The 16252-nt window shown below is 40.6% G+C and carries 13 protein-coding genes and 2 pseudogenes; 6 read left to right on the forward strand and 9 right to left on the reverse strand.

The window, feature by feature from the left end; genetic code table 11:
* Window positions 1-35 precede the first annotated feature (35 nt).
* Window positions 36-1517, reverse strand: a complete 1482-nt coding sequence (locus tag I8751_RS18325) for a leucyl aminopeptidase (RefSeq protein WP_214440556.1) — start codon at window positions 1515-1517, stop codon at window positions 36-38.
* Between the two features lie 231 nt (window positions 1518-1748).
* Here I8751_RS18325 and I8751_RS30090 point away from each other — a divergent pair, with 231 nt between their 5' ends.
* On the forward strand, window positions 1749-1880 hold the full coding sequence (locus I8751_RS30090; RefSeq protein WP_263973516.1) for a hypothetical protein: 132 nt from the start codon (window positions 1749-1751) through the stop codon (window positions 1878-1880).
* A gap of 364 nt (window positions 1881-2244) precedes the next feature.
* Window positions 2245-2421 carry a type II toxin-antitoxin system VapC family toxin gene (locus I8751_RS18330; RefSeq protein WP_404800439.1) on the forward strand — a complete coding sequence of 59 codons (177 nt, stop codon included), beginning with the start codon at window positions 2245-2247 and terminating at the stop codon, window positions 2419-2421.
* A gap of 52 nt (window positions 2422-2473) precedes the next feature.
* On the opposite strand, the gene I8751_RS18335 is transcribed toward I8751_RS18330, so the two are convergent.
* From I8751_RS18335 to I8751_RS18345, 3 genes are all read right to left on the reverse strand, one after another.
* Window positions 2474-3613: a hypothetical protein gene (locus I8751_RS18335; RefSeq protein ID WP_214440557.1), complete on the reverse strand. Its 1140-nt coding sequence runs from the start codon at window positions 3611-3613 to the stop codon at window positions 2474-2476.
* 268 nt (window positions 3614-3881) lie between these two features.
* Window positions 3882-4703, reverse strand: a complete 822-nt coding sequence (locus I8751_RS18340; protein ID WP_214440558.1) for an alpha/beta fold hydrolase — start codon at window positions 4701-4703, stop codon at window positions 3882-3884.
* A gap of 360 nt (window positions 4704-5063) precedes the next feature.
* Entirely contained in the window at window positions 5064-5789 is a 726-nt protein-coding gene (locus I8751_RS18345; protein WP_214440559.1) for a lysophospholipid acyltransferase family protein, read from the reverse strand.
* A gap of 378 nt (window positions 5790-6167) precedes the next feature.
* Here I8751_RS18345 and metG point away from each other — a divergent pair, with 378 nt between their 5' ends.
* The 3 genes from metG (at window position 6168) to lptC (ending at window position 9834) form a co-directional block, all read left to right on the forward strand.
* Window positions 6168-7769 (forward strand): methionine--tRNA ligase, encoded by a 1602-nt coding sequence (gene metG, locus I8751_RS18350; RefSeq protein WP_214440560.1) that lies wholly within the window; start codon window positions 6168-6170, stop codon window positions 7767-7769.
* Between the two features lie 177 nt (window positions 7770-7946).
* Window positions 7947-8579 carry a LabA-like NYN domain-containing protein gene (locus tag I8751_RS18355; protein WP_214440561.1) on the forward strand — a complete coding sequence of 211 codons (633 nt, stop codon included), beginning with the start codon at window positions 7947-7949 and terminating at the stop codon, window positions 8577-8579.
* Window positions 8580-8685: 106 nt separating this feature from the next.
* Window positions 8686-9834, forward strand: coding sequence for an LPS export ABC transporter periplasmic protein LptC (lptC, locus tag I8751_RS18360; RefSeq protein WP_214440562.1), 1149 nt, complete (start codon window positions 8686-8688; stop codon window positions 9832-9834).
* A 135-nt stretch (window positions 9835-9969) separates the two neighbouring features.
* On the opposite strand, the gene I8751_RS18365 is transcribed toward lptC, so the two are convergent.
* The 4 genes and pseudogenes from I8751_RS18365 to I8751_RS18380 form a co-directional block, all read right to left on the reverse strand.
* Entirely contained in the window at window positions 9970-11292 is a 1323-nt protein-coding gene (locus I8751_RS18365) for a D-alanyl-D-alanine carboxypeptidase (protein ID WP_214440563.1), read from the reverse strand.
* Between the two features lie 471 nt (window positions 11293-11763).
* Window positions 11764-12834 (reverse strand): LOG family protein, encoded by a 1071-nt coding sequence (locus tag I8751_RS18370; RefSeq protein ID WP_214440564.1) that lies wholly within the window; start codon window positions 12832-12834, stop codon window positions 11764-11766.
* A gap of 500 nt (window positions 12835-13334) precedes the next feature.
* Window positions 13335-13682: pseudogene (gene trxA / locus I8751_RS18375) on the reverse strand (thioredoxin); the annotation flags it as partial.
* A 345-nt stretch (window positions 13683-14027) separates the two neighbouring features.
* Window positions 14028-15191 carry a GuaB3 family IMP dehydrogenase-related protein gene (locus tag I8751_RS18380; protein ID WP_214440566.1) on the reverse strand — a complete coding sequence of 388 codons (1164 nt, stop codon included), beginning with the start codon at window positions 15189-15191 and terminating at the stop codon, window positions 14028-14030.
* A gap of 223 nt (window positions 15192-15414) precedes the next feature.
* On the opposite strand from I8751_RS18380, the gene I8751_RS18385 reads away from it, so the two are divergent.
* Window positions 15415-15771: a hypothetical protein gene (locus I8751_RS18385; protein ID WP_214440567.1), complete on the forward strand. Its 357-nt coding sequence runs from the start codon at window positions 15415-15417 to the stop codon at window positions 15769-15771.
* Between the two features lie 39 nt (window positions 15772-15810).
* Here I8751_RS18385 and I8751_RS18390 read toward each other — a convergent pair.
* Window positions 15811-16252: pseudogene (locus tag I8751_RS18390) on the reverse strand (ISKra4 family transposase); the annotation flags it as partial.

Below are 16252 nucleotides of genomic sequence, written 5' to 3' on the forward strand. Positions count from 1 at the left end.
CTCACCTTTTCCCCTCTTGTTGCTCCCCTGCTCCCTTACTCTCCTTGATTTAGTACCCAGCTAACCAGTGTCCGAACGCCGTATCCAGTTGCACCAGAACCGTTGTAACCATTTTCTTTATCTGTCCAAACTGGGCCTGCAATGTCTAAATGCGCCCAAGGGGTTTCTTTAACAAACTGTTTGAGGAAAAGGGCAGCGGTAATGGCACCACCTGGACGTGGGCCTGTATTTTTCATATCCGCGATGCCAGACTTCAGCCCTTCAAAATATTTTTCTTCCATTGGCATCCGCCAAATTTTTTCTCCTGATATTTCAGCGGCTTTCTCTAACTGAGAAGCGACACTATCATTTGGAGTATACAAACCGGCAATATCATCACCTAGGGCTATGATGTTAGCACCGGTCAAGGTGGCTAAATCAACGATCGCATCTAATCCTAATTTGTCGGCAAATACTAAAGCATCTGCTAAAGTTAACCGTCCTTCTGCGTCGGTGTTGTTAACTTCTATTGTTTTGCCGTTAGATGCTTTGAGAATATCGCCTGGGTGCATGGCGTGGCCGCTAATCATGTTTTCAGCCGCCGCTGAGATAAAATGAACCTCTACATCTGGCTTGAGTTGTCCAATTACTTTAGCTGCACCCAAGGTTGCAGCTGCGCCACCCATATCCATTTTCATGGTTTCGATGCCGCTACCAGCACCTTTAATATTGAGTCCGCCAGAGTCAAAGGTGACACCTTTACCTATAATTGCTAGTTTCTTTTTGGGTGTGCCTTCTGGTTTGTAAGTCAGGTGAATAAATTTTGGGGGCAAATCAGAAGCTAGGGCAACTCCTAAAAAAGCCCCCATACCCAACTTTTCACAGTCTTCCCGTTCGAGAATTTCTACTTGTAAATTGTGATCTTTAGCGATCGCTTGGGCAGTTTCTGCCAAAGTAACGGGTGTAACTTCATTGGCTGGTGCTGCTACTAACTGCCGAGCCAAAATTACCCCTGACACAATCTGATTGGCGCGAGCAATAGCTGCTTCTTGCCCACTAAATCCTAGTAAATCTACGGTTTCTACTTGTGATCCTTTATCTTCTGGCTCTGACTTAAAGCGAATATCTTGGTAAAGCGCTAATTCTACACCTTCAGCGATCGCTTGAGCAGTTGCCGCTGGGTCATTGTTCCATAATGGAAAACTAAACCCCAGAGTTTTGCTTTTTTGCTTTTTGGCAACTCTAGCCACAGCCGCCGCCGCCCGTCTTAGCGTATCTAGTTTTAAGGCTTCTGGTTTGCCTAAACCTACTAGAATCACTTTGCGAACAGCACTACCAGCACCTATGCGAGTGGAAATAGTGCTGTTGGCTTTGGCTTTAAATTCCTCTTCGGTAATTATTTCTTTTAAGACTCCGGCAAATTTTTCATTTAAAGCTGCCAATTCACCAGTTAAGTCTACTGCATCTTCAAATAATGCAATTGCTAGGCTGTCACCCGCCCACTCTAGCAAAGGCTTGTCACTAGGTTGAATTTTCATGTTGGGATTTTGTGTAAGTATTCCTGCTTGTACCAGTATTGCTCAAAATTCTTTTTTCATGTGTGGGGCATCCCTTCGACTACGCTCAGGGCAAGTGGGTGTTGGGCAGCGACTGTCTTAAAAGTCAAGCGATCGCTCTCATAAAATGCAATTCGTGTTTTGGGATTCTGGGAGTAGATTAAAACTAGTTATTAGTTGAGAAAAACTAACTATAATCATAATCACTTTGAGATGAATCCCAATAACCAAGACGAATCTAATCAGCCTCAACAAGTAGATCCTTACGAAGAAACTTTATTTAGCGGATATACAGATGTTGAGATTGCTGAAATGAAGATGCTCATGGAAAATTATATTTATTAGGAGAAATAGAAATTTTCACAACTGATATTGAGGGATGTGCGTCTCAAGTAATTGCTAATGATGACTTAGAAAATTATCAAGATTTAGTTAAAAAACTAATAAAAATTAATATATTTAATGTTTCTTATTTTACCGATTGGTACTTCTCAGAAGAAAGTCAATTTCCACAGGTGAAACTTTATGTAGAAAAACTTAACTATCTACGGTTATTAATTATTGAGTTATACCAATTTAATGTGAAGCTGCACTAAATTAGTAACTCTCTACTCTTGGCGCTCTTGGCGTACTTGGTGAAGCAGTCCGGTCTTGGGGGTTTCCCCCATGAAGAACTGCTGAACCCGTAGGGCGGTTAGTTTAATATTCTATGCATCTTCATAGAGAATTGGTATTAAAGCCAATAGGCAAACTAACTGGTGTATTAGATGCAGTCATCGCAGCGGTAGCTCGTTCTCGTGGAGATCTTTTAGTAACTAACAATACTCGTCATTTTATCAATATTCCAGCGTTACAATTAGAAAACTGGTTAGCTAAACAATTATAGCGATCGTCTATTAATTGCACACCACACTAAAATAGAGGTGATCGCACATGCTTTATTCCCCATTGGCATCTAGATTAAACTTAGAAGCGATCGCAGTAATGATTTCTTGTTCAATAGGTGTAGTTTTATTGTCAAGTTGAGCGATTTTGCGACACTGAGCCAACAAAGGTACGGCAAAATCACGATTTAGTTGATTGAGCAGTGTGTCTAGAGGCTGGGGTGATTTGATATTTTGAGCAATGGCATTCAATGAAGCGGGACTGAGGTTTACAGTTTTTAATTCTGGTAAAATTTCTTCCCAAGTCTTTTCGGGATGACTGGCTAAAATCATGTGAACTAATATTTGATCCATCACAGCTTCTTGAGCGATCGCGGTTTCTAGATAATCTTCGCTTTGTTGCTTTAATTTTGCCAATGTTTGTGAGGAATTGAGTGAAGTCGATGCATCTAGTTTGGCTTCATAAAATCGACAAGCAGCATACCCCAACGAATAAATCATTGTGGCATTTGAGCTAGCGGCGATCGCAGCTCCGGCAAAAGGCACATTTCGCAGCAAGCCTAATCCCGCTACTTTCAAAAGCCGACCACCACCCAAGGCCAAACCAAAAATTGCCAAAACTTCACCCTTACGGGCAGAATCTTTTAAATCTAGCCCATAAACGGCGGCAATCTGATAAAGCATTTCTGTCTGCAATTTTGTGGTTGCTGCTAAATCAATAGCCAACAAAGCCGCCGCTACTCCTGGCAAAATACTACTCGCCAAACCAATTCCACCTGCTTTGGTGGCTTTATCAACCATAATCCGGTGAGCAATCTGGCTGGGTGATTCATTGGGATGTTCTTGCTTGAGCTTGTTCGCCGTCACAGTTGCTTTTTCTAAATCAACACTATCACTAGCGCCAACCAGCCAATTCAGATTTAATACCCCAGATAGTTTACGAATCAGCCAATTTTCACTCAGACCGTTGACTACATTGCCGACAGTTTGAGTTGTTTGCTCAATTAAATTGTGTGCTTGTTTTGCAGCAGCAGTTCCCAACCCGAAAGCTATATCTACAAAATCTTTGCCAGTTTTGGCAAAAGACTCTAATGCAGATGATTTTTCTGCTGATGGTTGAGTCTTGGTTTTTATTTCTGAAGGTGAATTAGTTGATTGCTTCGCTTCTATTTTTTGTTGGGGTTTGTCTGCCATTGTTGGACATTATCCTGTAAAGCCTCTCTTTAGGTTTAGCGAAAGTTTGAGGGGCTTGACATCTGCCAACAAGCACAAATTTAAAAGGCAACAGGGAATAGGGAATAGGCAACAGGGAAATTTCTATAATTAAAATTAAGGAATTTGAGTCTAATAAATCAGAGATTTTGGTGATGACTCATACACTATTAATTACGAATTACGAACTTGTGCTGAGCGCAGTCGAAGTATTACGAATTAATAATTATTTGGTCATTCACCCTTAGCCTTATCCTTTCACTTCTAACTCTTTAGACGTTTGAGATTTACTTTCTAAAAAGTTTTGATCCCTAAGAATTTCATAGAGATTAATATCTTTCTCTAGTAAACACGCGTGTCCGCTATTAGGTAGTATCATCGTCTTAGCGTTAGGTAATATACCCTCTATTCGACTCACTTCACTCACAGAGGGTAAAAGGCAGTCGCTAGCGCCAGCAATAAGTAAAACTGGTTGTGTGAGGCGACGTAACTGATCTACACTCACATCAAACTCTCGCAATAAAGACAAGCGCCAAAGGACTGTTGCAGCTGGTACAGAACGCATAGTTTTCAGCAGTTCATGGCGATCGCTTCTAGAGATGCGTGCTAGAGATGCTAGAAATGGCAACAATCCTAATGCACCAATGTCATAAAAGGATTCTGGCACCAAATAAGTAAGTTGAGATGCCCAATTCAACCAAGGACGAAGACGAAAGGCTGAAGCTGGATTAATTAAAATAATCCGCTTAAATAACTGCGGTGCTTGGATAGCTACTTTCATCGCCAAGCAACCCCCAAAAGATTCACCACACAAATAAACTGACTTGCGAGAGGTTTTCGCTAGTTCCGCATGAATTAAGTCCCAGACGTTATTAGCTAGAGTGTCCCAAGTGGTAAAGTCTTTTCGGGGGATCGCTAAACAGCGGACATCAAAGCCTGTTTCTAATCCTGCGGTTTGCGTTCTCAATAATTGACCCGTTCCATCCATTCCTGGCAAATACACAAACAGCGGATAATCGGGTTGTACTCGTTTAGGAGTCAGGAAACACGGCTTTAACTCAACTTCTGGCATTGTAAAATTTAAATTAAACTTCTTGGTTTTATATAGTTTTTCTCATGAAAGCCAATATTTTGATCATCGGTATTGCATGAGAGCTTAAGCACAACAGTAAATTCAAAAGCTTGATTAAATCATAGCGCGCTCAGCAAAAACAACATTAAACAAAGTCTGAATTAAGTTAAAAAACACTTAATTTTGATTAACTAACACATCAATTAGAATCGCTGATAGTACAAATAAGCAAATTATAGAAAAGTAATTACATAATTTGTTTGATTGGTGCTGAATATATTCTTGTAAGCATGTAAAATTAAAGTTATTAAAACAAGGTATTTGATATATAAGCAAAATACATCACTAACATTTGAAATTCTAATAACAACCTTGATGTAGCAAATTAGCAATTTCGCTATGGCAGTGTTCTGTTAGTTCAGCCACAACAGTTTTTGCCTGTTTACCGTGATATTTTTTTTGATGTTGGGGAGTAATCCAGTAAGGACGACCAATTAACACAGCAACCCGACGATATATCACCAGAGGATGCCAACCAGATTGTTTAAATAAAGGTTCTGAAGGATCGAATAAACTCAACAATCGTAAGGGAAAACCATTTGTATTAACCTCTTCTAAAGAAGCGATCGCGATCGGCAAAATTGCTAAATCCTGCACATCGGCTCGTAATGCCAAATGAGCGAATCCCCGCTGAAATTCACCTAGTTGATTTGGTTGGGTAAATTTCACCATTGGTTCAGTTCCTTCAGGAAATACTCCCACCATCTGTTTTGACTGTAACAGTCTCTGTGATTGCACAAAAAAGTTCTGTTGGCGGTTTTGGGTTTCCTCCAAGGGAAAGCACCCCAGTTGTCCTGTGACAATTTCCCGCATAACTGGCACTTGTCCCATGTAGTGATGGCAAGCAAACCGAATTGGACTTGATAGCGCTGCCATTAAAACTAGCGCATCCATAAAACTACGGTGATTGCTGACTACTAACAAACTTGCATCCTGGGGAATGCGATCCTCGTAATAACGGAACATTTGCGTTGAAAGCGCCGCCAGGGACTGACGAGAAAAATCCAGGGGGCTATTTAGACTCATATCTAATCAATATGTTTTTTCGGAAAATATCGTAGTCTGTCTTAACCTAATTTTTACATTTCTTTACTGTTACTATGACCGTCTTAAGATAGAAATGTTTTATTCATCTAGATAGTTAAATTTTTTCATTTTTTGTTTATGTACTTATAGTCACAATACATGTAATAAAAAGCATTCAAAATAATTATTGGCAGTTATTTTCCGTATTTTGGCTAGAAATTAACTAGAATTATATGTAATAAAAAACAATTTTGGGTTTCATAATTTTGCTAATATTAAGGTGCAGTTTGAAAAAATGATCATAATGTTATATAATTGCGAAGTTTTGCTGTTAAAAGTTAGATATAAAACGTTTTAATAATTTGTTTTTTATTCTGCATGAATATAGTGGATAAAACAGAAAAGACATTTGCATTGACCACACCCTTATATTATGTAAACGATGTCCCCCACGTCGGTAGTGCCTATCCAACAATGGCAGCGGACGCTATTGCGAGGTTTCAGAGGCTGTTGGGACGGCAGGTGCTATTGATTACAGGCACAGATGAACACGGGCAAAAAATTCAGCGCGCTGCTGAAAATAAAGGGCTACCACCCCAAGAATTTTGTGATCAGATTGTACCCAACTTCATTAACTTATGGCAGTTATTAAACATTCAATACGATCGCTTTAGTCGAACTACCGCTACTCGTCATGAGGCGATCGTCAAAGAATTTTTTGAGCGAGTTTGGGAAAAAGGTGATATTTATCAGGGACAGCAGAAAGGTTGGTACTGCGTGTCCTGTGAAGAATTTAAGGAAGAACGAGAACTATTAGAGGGACACCGTTGCCCTATTCATAATAACAAAGAAGTTGAGTGGAGAGACGAGCAGAACTACTTCTTTCGCTTATCCAAATATCAAACTCAACTAGAAGAGTTTTATCGATCGCAACCTAATTTTATTCAGCCAGAAAGCCGCCGTAACGAAGTCCTAAACTTTGTCAATCAAGGGTTACAAGACTTTTCGATTTCGCGAGTCAATCTAGATTGGGGTTTTCCTGTACCCGCTGATCCCCAACACACTCTTTATGTGTGGTTTGATGCATTGCTAGGTTATGTAACCGCATTATTAGAACCAGATGCAGAACCAACTTTAGCAAATGCTTTGGCAAAATGGTGGCCAGTAAACTTACACCTCATTGGTAAAGATATCCTGCGCTTTCATGCAGTTTATTGGCCAGCAATGTTGTTGTCAGCGGACTTACCCTTGCCAGAACGAGTATTCGGACATGGCTTTTTGACCAAAAATGGCCAGAAAATGGGGAAAACGCTGGGTAACACCCTTGATCCTGTAACCCTAGTTCAGCGCTATGGTAGTGACGCCGTTCGTTATTACTTCCTTAAGGAAATCGAATTTGGCAAAGATGGCGATTTTAATGAAGTTAGATTCATAAATGTTTTGAATGCAGATTTGGCAAATGATTTAGGTAATTTGTTAAATCGCACCTTGAACATGGTGAAAAAATATTGCACTGGCAATGCACTGTCAATTGCAAATGAAGCCATTCCTGTCGAAAACCCGTTGAAAGCAATTGGTTTACGTTTAGGAGAGCAGGTAAAGCAAGCATACCAAGCGCTAGCTTTCAGTCAAGCTTGCGAGGCTATCCTTTCATTGGTGCAAGCCAGCAATAAGTTTATTGACGATCAAGCTCCTTGGTCATTATATAAACAAGGGCAGCAGCATGAAGTAGAAGAAGTACTTTACGCAGTTTTAGAATCTGTTAGACTAGCAGCTTATCTTCTGTCCCCTGTTATTCCGAATATCAGTAGCGATATTTATCAGCAGCTGGGCTTTGGAATAAACTTTAACGATCAAATAGAAAGTGTAACGGCTGCCCCATTTTGCACCCATGCAAAATGGGGGGTACTATCCAGTAAACAACACTTGGGTGAACCTCGGCCTATCTTTAAGCGCATAGATCTCCCTAAAAATGATTAGTCCTTATTAATCTTCTACTCAATTTCAGAATTTTGTTCAATTTCTGATTTTCTTCTCAAAAAAACGGGGCTGAAAAATATTGATTAGCCCCGGAACATTATCATAAATCGCTCTAGCATGTAAAACTTGAATTTTTGTATCAAACATAACAAGCATAAAAATTGAGGTATCACATCAATGTTGAATAATTTGGAAAACGATTCAATATTTACGCCAGAACAAGTTTTAGAGAATCGGGGTCGAGTCGCCATATTTATTGATGGCTCAAATCTCTTTTATGCCGCATTACAACTAGGAATCGAAATTGACTACACGAAGTTATTATGTCGGTTAACTGGCGGTTCTAGACTACTACGCGCTTTTTTTTACACAGGAGTAGATCGGACGAACGAGAAACAGCAAGGCTTTTTACTGTGGATGCGTCGCAATGGCTATCGAGTCATTGCTAAAGATTTAGTACAACTGCCAGATGGCTCAAAAAAAGCTAATTTGGATGTAGAAATAGCCGTAGATATGATGGCTTTAGTAGATTCCTATGATACCGCAGTTTTAGTCAGTGGTGACGGAGATTTGGCCTATGCGGTCAATTCAGTCAGCTATCGCGGTGTGCGCGTAGAAGTAGTAAGTCTACGCTCAATGACCAGTGACAGCTTAATCAATGTTAGCGATCGCTATATTGATTTAGAAGCCATCAAAGAAGACATTCAAAAAAACCCACGTCAAAGCTATCCATATCGGCCTTTGTCAGCTATGGGTTTCTTGGACGACCCACGAGATAGTGAAGGACAATTAGAAATCCAAGATTCATGAAATATCAAAAAGGCAGGAACAAAGAGATAGGGAATTCATCGAAAAGGGGGTAACTAATCAAAATTTCCTCCACTTCTATTCATTCCCATCTCTGGATCTTTTTAACATGAAAGCAAATTGGTATTACCTGCCTTTAACTTTTTTATTATTAATTGGATTAGTTGCTTGTGGGGGTAAATCCCCCAAAGCTTCTCAATCAAATAATTCAGGTTCATCCTCCCAAGAAAGTAATTTAACTTTTTTTGGTGTTGCTTTAGAGCAATTTGACGAAGTAGGGCGACCGATTTGGAAAGTTAATGCTAAAAAAGCGAAATACACCAAAGAAAAACAAATTGGTCAGGCGGAAAATCCTTATGGTGAACTATACCAAGATGGCAAAGTAGTTTACCAAATCAAAGCAGAACAGGCAGATATTGAACAAGATGGAAAACAGCTGTTTCTGAAGGGAAAAATATTTGCGACAGACCCTAGTAATGGCATTGTATTGCAGGGTAACGAACTAGAATGGCGGCCTCAAGAAGATTTATTGATTGTCCGTAATCAAATCAACGGTACACATAAACAATTAAAAGCAGTAGCAAAAGAAGCACGAGTCAAAACTCGTGAACAAAGAGTGGAATTTTCTGGAGGAGTAGTAGCAAATTCCGCTGATCCCCAAATGCAAATACGAACTGAAAATTTGATTTGGCAAATTAAAGAAGAAAAATTGATTGGCGATCGCCCTGTACAAATTGACCGTTATAAAAACAATCAAATTACCGACCGTGGTAGAGGAAATTCTGCCGAAGTTAACTTAAAAACTAAAATTGCCACTATTAAACAAAATGCCCAAATAGATTTACTAGATCCACCAATGCAAATAGCTAGTAACTCTATGACTTGGAATATGACTACGGAAGCTGTCACTACAAACTCTCCCGTGCGCGTCTTCCATCGCGCTGAAAATGTGAACGTGACCGCCAATCAAGGCGAAATGAAAATACCACAAAAAACAGTTTATTTAACAGGGAACGTCAACGCTGTTGGACAACGTCGTCAGACCCTCAAAGCTCAGAAACTTACTTGGTATCTCGACAAGAAATTATTGGAAGGGCAAGGAAATGTAGTTTATCGGCAAGTTGATCCGCCATTAAATTTTACTGGTGAAACAGCCGTCGGTAATCTACAAACCGAAAATATTGTTGTGAAGGGTGGTAAATCTGGCGGTAGGGTAGTGACAGAAATTATTCCGCAACAAAGAGTTAATCGTCAATAGTAGTCTGTCAATAAATAATTGACGAATGAATTTTCTGTAGAGACGGCGATATATCGCGTCTCGCCAACCATCAAAATGAATTTGACAGACCAATAGTTATTTGTCAATAATCAGTTGTTGACAAATAACTATTGACTAACTTTTCAATAAAATTTCATTGCGACTAGCTGCACCTAGTTCCGGTAATGAGTTTATAGATGAGTGGGGAGTGAGCGCAGTAGGAACTTCTGGGACTACTTGTAATTTTTGCACAAGATTTTGCAATAGCTTGTCTTGCTCCTTACGGAAAGCTGGTATACCTGGGCCCCGATTAATGATAGCAAACCAAACTAAACCGCGATCGCGTGTAGGCATCACCCCTGCTAAAGCACTCACATCCCGAAGAGTACCAGTTTTCATCACAGTAGCAGCAGGAAGGTGTCTAGAGTGCATTGTCCCTCGGTTATCGAATCCCGACATAGGAAATAAATCAGCTAAATTTAACCGATTAGCAGATGCTTCTCGTTGAATGGCCATTAACATTGCACAAACAGCTCTGGGGGAAATGCGATTTTCTGGCCCCAATCCTGAACCATTAATTAATTGAATTTCTGAATTAGAGACTCTAGCAAGTTTGGCAGCTTTCAATTGCACGATCCCCGCACCTCCTACTGACTCCGCCAGCATCTGGGCCATTTCATTGTTGCTGAAAACATTCATCTCTTTAATCAATCGTTGCAATGGTAAAGAGTAGTGACGTACCAGCAAAGTTTGTTGAAGATTAGGTTGCGCTTCGACTTTAATTTTACCCGCGATCGCCACTTGAGGCTTGGGTGTACCCTTGGGCATAATTGAGTATATGTAAGTTGCAGGACGAGTCCAAGTCTGATGATTCAATGCTTGTTTGAGCATTTGACCCGCCAACAATGGATGACGTTGGAAATTCATGGCGAAATTGCCAGTAATTACCAAATTCCCCTTTACCTGCTTGATCCCCATTTTATTTAAAGTGTTACCAAGGGCGATCGCTTCCTCCCAGACAAACATCGGATCGCCACCACCTGTAATCACCAAATCACCTTGCAATACACCATTGACAACTGGCCCTGTAGCGCTAACTAAAGTCTCAAATTGGTGGTCTGCTCCCCAAGTTGTCAAAACAACGAGTGAAGTCGCAATCTTAGTTAAAGAGGCAGCAGGCAAAGGTGTTGTACCTTGATGATTAGCCATGAGCATCGGCCCCGACTGCATCCAAATTCCCTGACTTTCAGCCAGATTCTGTGCCACTAATTTCGATGTGATTAAACCCTTGAGATATTCCGTTACCGTATTCACCCCAGCTGGATTTGGATCAGGAGCAAGAACCAAGCCAGGACTACTTTGCCAAGCCAATGCATCTAAAGCATCTGACGGCTTAATCTGTACCCCAGCCATTTCTAGCCAGAGAGAAACTAAACCTGAACCCAACAATTCCAGCATGTTTTGTTCCCCTATTTAAGAACGTGATACGTTGTTTACTGTGCTAATATACACGCTTTTTCTGGTTAATCAGCATTGAGTCATGATAACTAGTATTTTTAGCCTTCCCAATAGAATGCGATCGTTCCTGAAGATAGAGTTACAGCGAAGATACCGCAATGCTTAATTGTATCTACATATTTTACAGTTAATTCAAAAGTGTATTTTTTATAACTTGTATAGGATATTTGTAGTTCAAAAACTACTTATTGGCATAAATTTCTTAATAAGAATGTATCAACATTAATTATTTTATATAAGCGAAAAGGCAACAAATATGTGAGTGCAGATCCAGCAGTTGGTATGCAGTTTGGATTGTGTTATTAAATCAAGGTCAAGTGCAACTTCAAGATTCCTTACAACACTTACAGCCACAATCAAGAAAGCATTGGGACTTTTTGCATCCTTAACGATGGCATAAGCCCCTAGCACCTACTTTCTTTCTGGATGAGCCTGATCTTCAACAGAAGGCGTACCCATCTGATTAATCGCGGCAATCATCTGATATAAGCGCCCCAAATCGCGCTGATTAAAATACAACACTAGACGGGGTAGTCCTACAGTTTCGTCTTGATTTTCTTGAGGCAATGCCTGGCTTTTTTCAATTTTTCCTTTAACTAAGATGTCACTAAATTCAGCATTAAGTTGTTCTATCTCAGAGTCTAATAAATCGGCAGTCAGACGAATTACCAGTTGTTCACCTACGTAACGGCTAGAGTGATAAACCTGATAAAAACGGGTAATAGCATTACAAGCTACTTCTAAATTATCTGTCACTGTGTAAAGGCTAGGGTCTTCAGGACTCACCAAACCTTTTTGCACTAGTTGTTGCTCAATATATTGACTCCAAGACTGCCAGTAATCGCCACCCGGATGATCGATTAAAATCACCGGTACAGGGCCAAATTTACCCGTCTGGCTTAATGTCATGCACTCAAAAGCTTCGTCTTGGGTACCAAACCCACCAGGGAATAAAGCGACAGCATCACTTTCTTTGAGAAGGAACAGCTTACGAGTAAAGAAATACTTGAAGTGAATCAGCTTGGGATCACCTTCAATAATTGGGTTCGCCTGTTGCTCAAACGGCAAATGTATATTTAAGCCAAAAGAATTTTCTCGCCCAGCACCTTCGTGACCCGCCTGCATGATACCGCCGCCGCCGCCTGTCATGACCATGAATCCCAATTGCGTAACAGCGCGAGCAAACTCAAGCGCCATTTGGTACTCTGGTGTTTCTGGCGATAAGCGGGCCGAACCAAAGATAGTTACTTTGCGGACATGTCGGTAGTCATAAAAGAGTTGAAAGCCTCGCTCCATATCTGCTAGAGAAGCCGACAATATCTTCCAATCGAGACGGTCAATACCATTATCAGCTATACGCACTATAGTAGCGAGTGCCTGCTGAATAAGTTGCCGATTTTTTAAGGTCGGTAAGCGATCAATTAATTCAGCGATATTCGCTTGAAGAGACTCTAATGTGTCAAACGACGCAGATGAGGTCATGAGAACTGCCGTCACAATGGCATTACATTTTACCTAATTTTGGTGTGCAATTTACAACCACTTTGCATATTTATTAATTTTAAGTCCTAATTTTTTCGCCCCCAACTATCAGCTATTTGTTCACAAAAAAAGTATCTGTGCTTGATAATTAACTATGGTAAGCGTACAAAGTAGCTTAATTTATTAAGCTACTTTGTATTAGAGCTACAAGCCAACTTAGTACAAAGTAATTTATCGTCAGATAATTGCCCTTCTACATTAATTAGCAAGCTATATAACCTTTAGCCCCTCTCACTACAACTATTAGGTTAAGAAGAGAGAATAGAGATTACTTCTTCAGAAATAACATATTAGTTTAATAGTGGTAATTTAATATTTTTTACCACGGGAGAAAGTTTTTTTGAGACGCGAAGTTTCGCGCCTCGCAAACTTGTTGACAAATATTTACCTAAAACTAAAGCAAATGGACTAATCCAAAGCACTTTAGCGCCGATTGAGTTTCAAAGATACTTTTCCAAAGTATTAGCTAATGTAGTTTTAGGCACGGCACCGACGACCATATCAACTCTTACCCCATCTTTAAAAATCATTAAGGTAGGAATGCTGCGAATACCGTACTGACTGGCAACATTAGGATTCTCATCCGTGTTGACTTTCACAACTTTTAATTGACCTTCGTATTGAACGGAAATTTCATCTACAACAGGGGCTACCATCCGGCAAGGGCCACACCAGGGAGCCCAAAAGTCAACTAAAACGGGTACATCGCTGTCGAGTACTTCTTGCTTAAAAGTAGAATCCGTAACTTGTGCGGCTGATGACATGCCTAAAAACCTTTGCCAATTATATTTCTGAGTTTCGTGAAAATTCTACCATAGCAAAAACAGCAGCTTAGAAGTGAAGGATGTACATTTGCAAAGAAGCTAAAGATTTTATTTACAAACATAAGGAACCGCCCGAACAGTAGTCCGGGCGGAGTGTGGTGTGAGGAGTGAACGGAAACATGCGTCTCCGCTATATTCTATTGTAGGCTAGATATGTGATTTTTCCAGTGATTGGTCAAGAGTCTAGAAAAATTTTCTTAAGGATTTGAAGTGGCGTAACAAATCATAGGTCATAGGTCATAGGGCATTAGGCATAGTAAAAAATTTATTTTTGATTAATTATTACCTAGTCCCTAATCCCTAGTTCTTTTATTTACCCATACCTAATTGTTGAGCTTTTTGGTAGACTTTACCTTCGGTTAATAAAGAAGGAGCAATCACAACTTCAACTTGCTGCATTTCTTTAATATTTTTAGCTCCTAATGTGCCCATACTCGTTTTTAAGGCTCCCAAAAGATTGTGAGTGCCATCGTCTAGTCCTGCTGGGCCGATGAGTATTTGCTCTAGACTGCCAGTGGTACTAACACGAATCCGGGTACCACGGGGCAATACTGGGCTAGGAGTAGCCATTCCCCAATGATAACCACGTCCTGGGGCTTCTGCGGCTCTAGCAAAGGGAGAACCAATCATTACACCATCAGCACCACAGGCAATGCACTTACAAATATCACCGCCAGTGATTAAACCGCCATCGGCAATCACAGGGATATAGTTGCCAGTTTCTTGATAGTAATCGTCTCTGGCGGCAGCACAATCAGCGATCGCTGTTGCCTGTGGCACACCCACGCCCAAAACCCCACGAGAAGTACAAGCTGCACCAGGGCCAATCCCCACTAATACTGCCGCCGCCCCAGCTTTTAACAAATTCAGAGTAACTTCGTAAGTAACGCAATTCCCCAATATCACAGGGATGGGCATAGAACGGCAAAACTCTGCTAAATCCAATGGCACTATCGACTCTGGCGACAAGTGTGCAGTCGAAACTACTGTAGCTTGCACAAAAAATAAATCTGCCCCAGCTTTTGCCACCACAGCACCGTATTTACTAGCTCCGGCGGGCGTGGAACTCACTGCTGCAATACCGCCTTGTTCTTTAATTTCCTGAATGCGTTTTTCAATTAATTCCGGCTTTATTGGTTCGGCATATAGTTCTTGCATTAGGGAAACAAATTCGTCTTTCCCTACAGAGGCAATTCGATCTAAAATCGGGTTTGGATCTGCATAACGAGTTTGGATACCTTCTAAATTAAGTACGCCTAATGCTCCTAACTGCGATAAACGTACAGCCATTTGCACATCTACTACGCCATCCATTGCACTGGCAATTATCGGGATTTCTCGCTCAATATTGCCTATACGCCACTTAGTATCTGCCAAACTCGGATCGAGTGTTCTGTTACCGGGGACTAGAGCAATTTCATCAATTCCGTATGCTCTGCGAGCTGTTTTTCCCCGCCCAAGTTGAATTTCCACGCTTTAAATTTTCTCAAATCTGTTTAAGCTAGGGTATCAAATTGTGGGGAGATTTGGAGCGATTTTTTTATAAGTAACTGTCAGGAAGTAGGTCTTAAGAAAGTCTGTAAAATTATTACAGCAGTCACCCTGTTGAAACTTACTGTGTAAGCACGGGCTTGGTCGGGATGTATGTGTGCTATAAATTGGCAAAGACTTTGGAATCAAAAGGAACACTACTAACATGGAATTATCTGTACTAGCTTTACAAGCAGTAAATATTGCGCTTTGGGCAATTGATAAGGCTGCTGGTGGGGCGTTGGAGAAAGCTGGAGTAGATGTTAGAGACTTTTTGATACAACGATTTCAAGGAAAACTTGAAATTAGAGAGTCTGAACCAAAACTTCTGGAAGCTGCGGTCTTGAGTGAAGCCGAGTGGGATAAAAAGTTTCAGGAAGATCTTGAAAGGCTGGTAAATAAGTATCAGCAGATACAAAGTACCTCTGTTTCTCAAAGTACCGAATCAGGTGTGAACGTCAATGTTAATAGCAATCCAGGTACAGTGATTGGGCAGCAAATAGGTCAGCAATTTTTTCGTTAACCAATTTTGTTTGGGAGCATCTCACTTTTTGAAGAAAGGTCAAACAGATAAGAATCCATTGAGGTAGGCACAACGATGGGCAAGGACTTGAGGTACATTTTCCTGTTTCCACTGCGCTCCAGATATCTTAGTTCGACGGTCAACCCGTTTAACAGCAGATTCAACCGACCCAGACCCAATTGAACAAATCTCTTCAGCTTGATGGTACTCATAATTAATAATGCGATCGCGATGCTTATCAAGGTAACGACAAAAATTTTGGGCGTGTTTACCTTTGTAATGAGCAAATAAAGCTTTAGTCTCCTCAACTTGACCCTTCCAAAGAAAAGCTTGCGCTTGTTTCAAGCGTTTTAGTGAACCCCCGACTTTGTGGAGGTTCTCGATTAAATGGAACCAATCCAGTACTTCTCGACGCTGTGCATTTGGGGCTAGTTGTTCAACGATATTCCAAATGCCGTCGTGTCCATCACCGATACAGGTG

The sequence above is a fragment of the Atlanticothrix silvestris CENA357 genome, from assembly GCF_016056295.1.
GTDB lineage: Bacteria > Cyanobacteriota > Cyanobacteriia > Cyanobacteriales > Nostocaceae > Atlanticothrix > Atlanticothrix silvestris.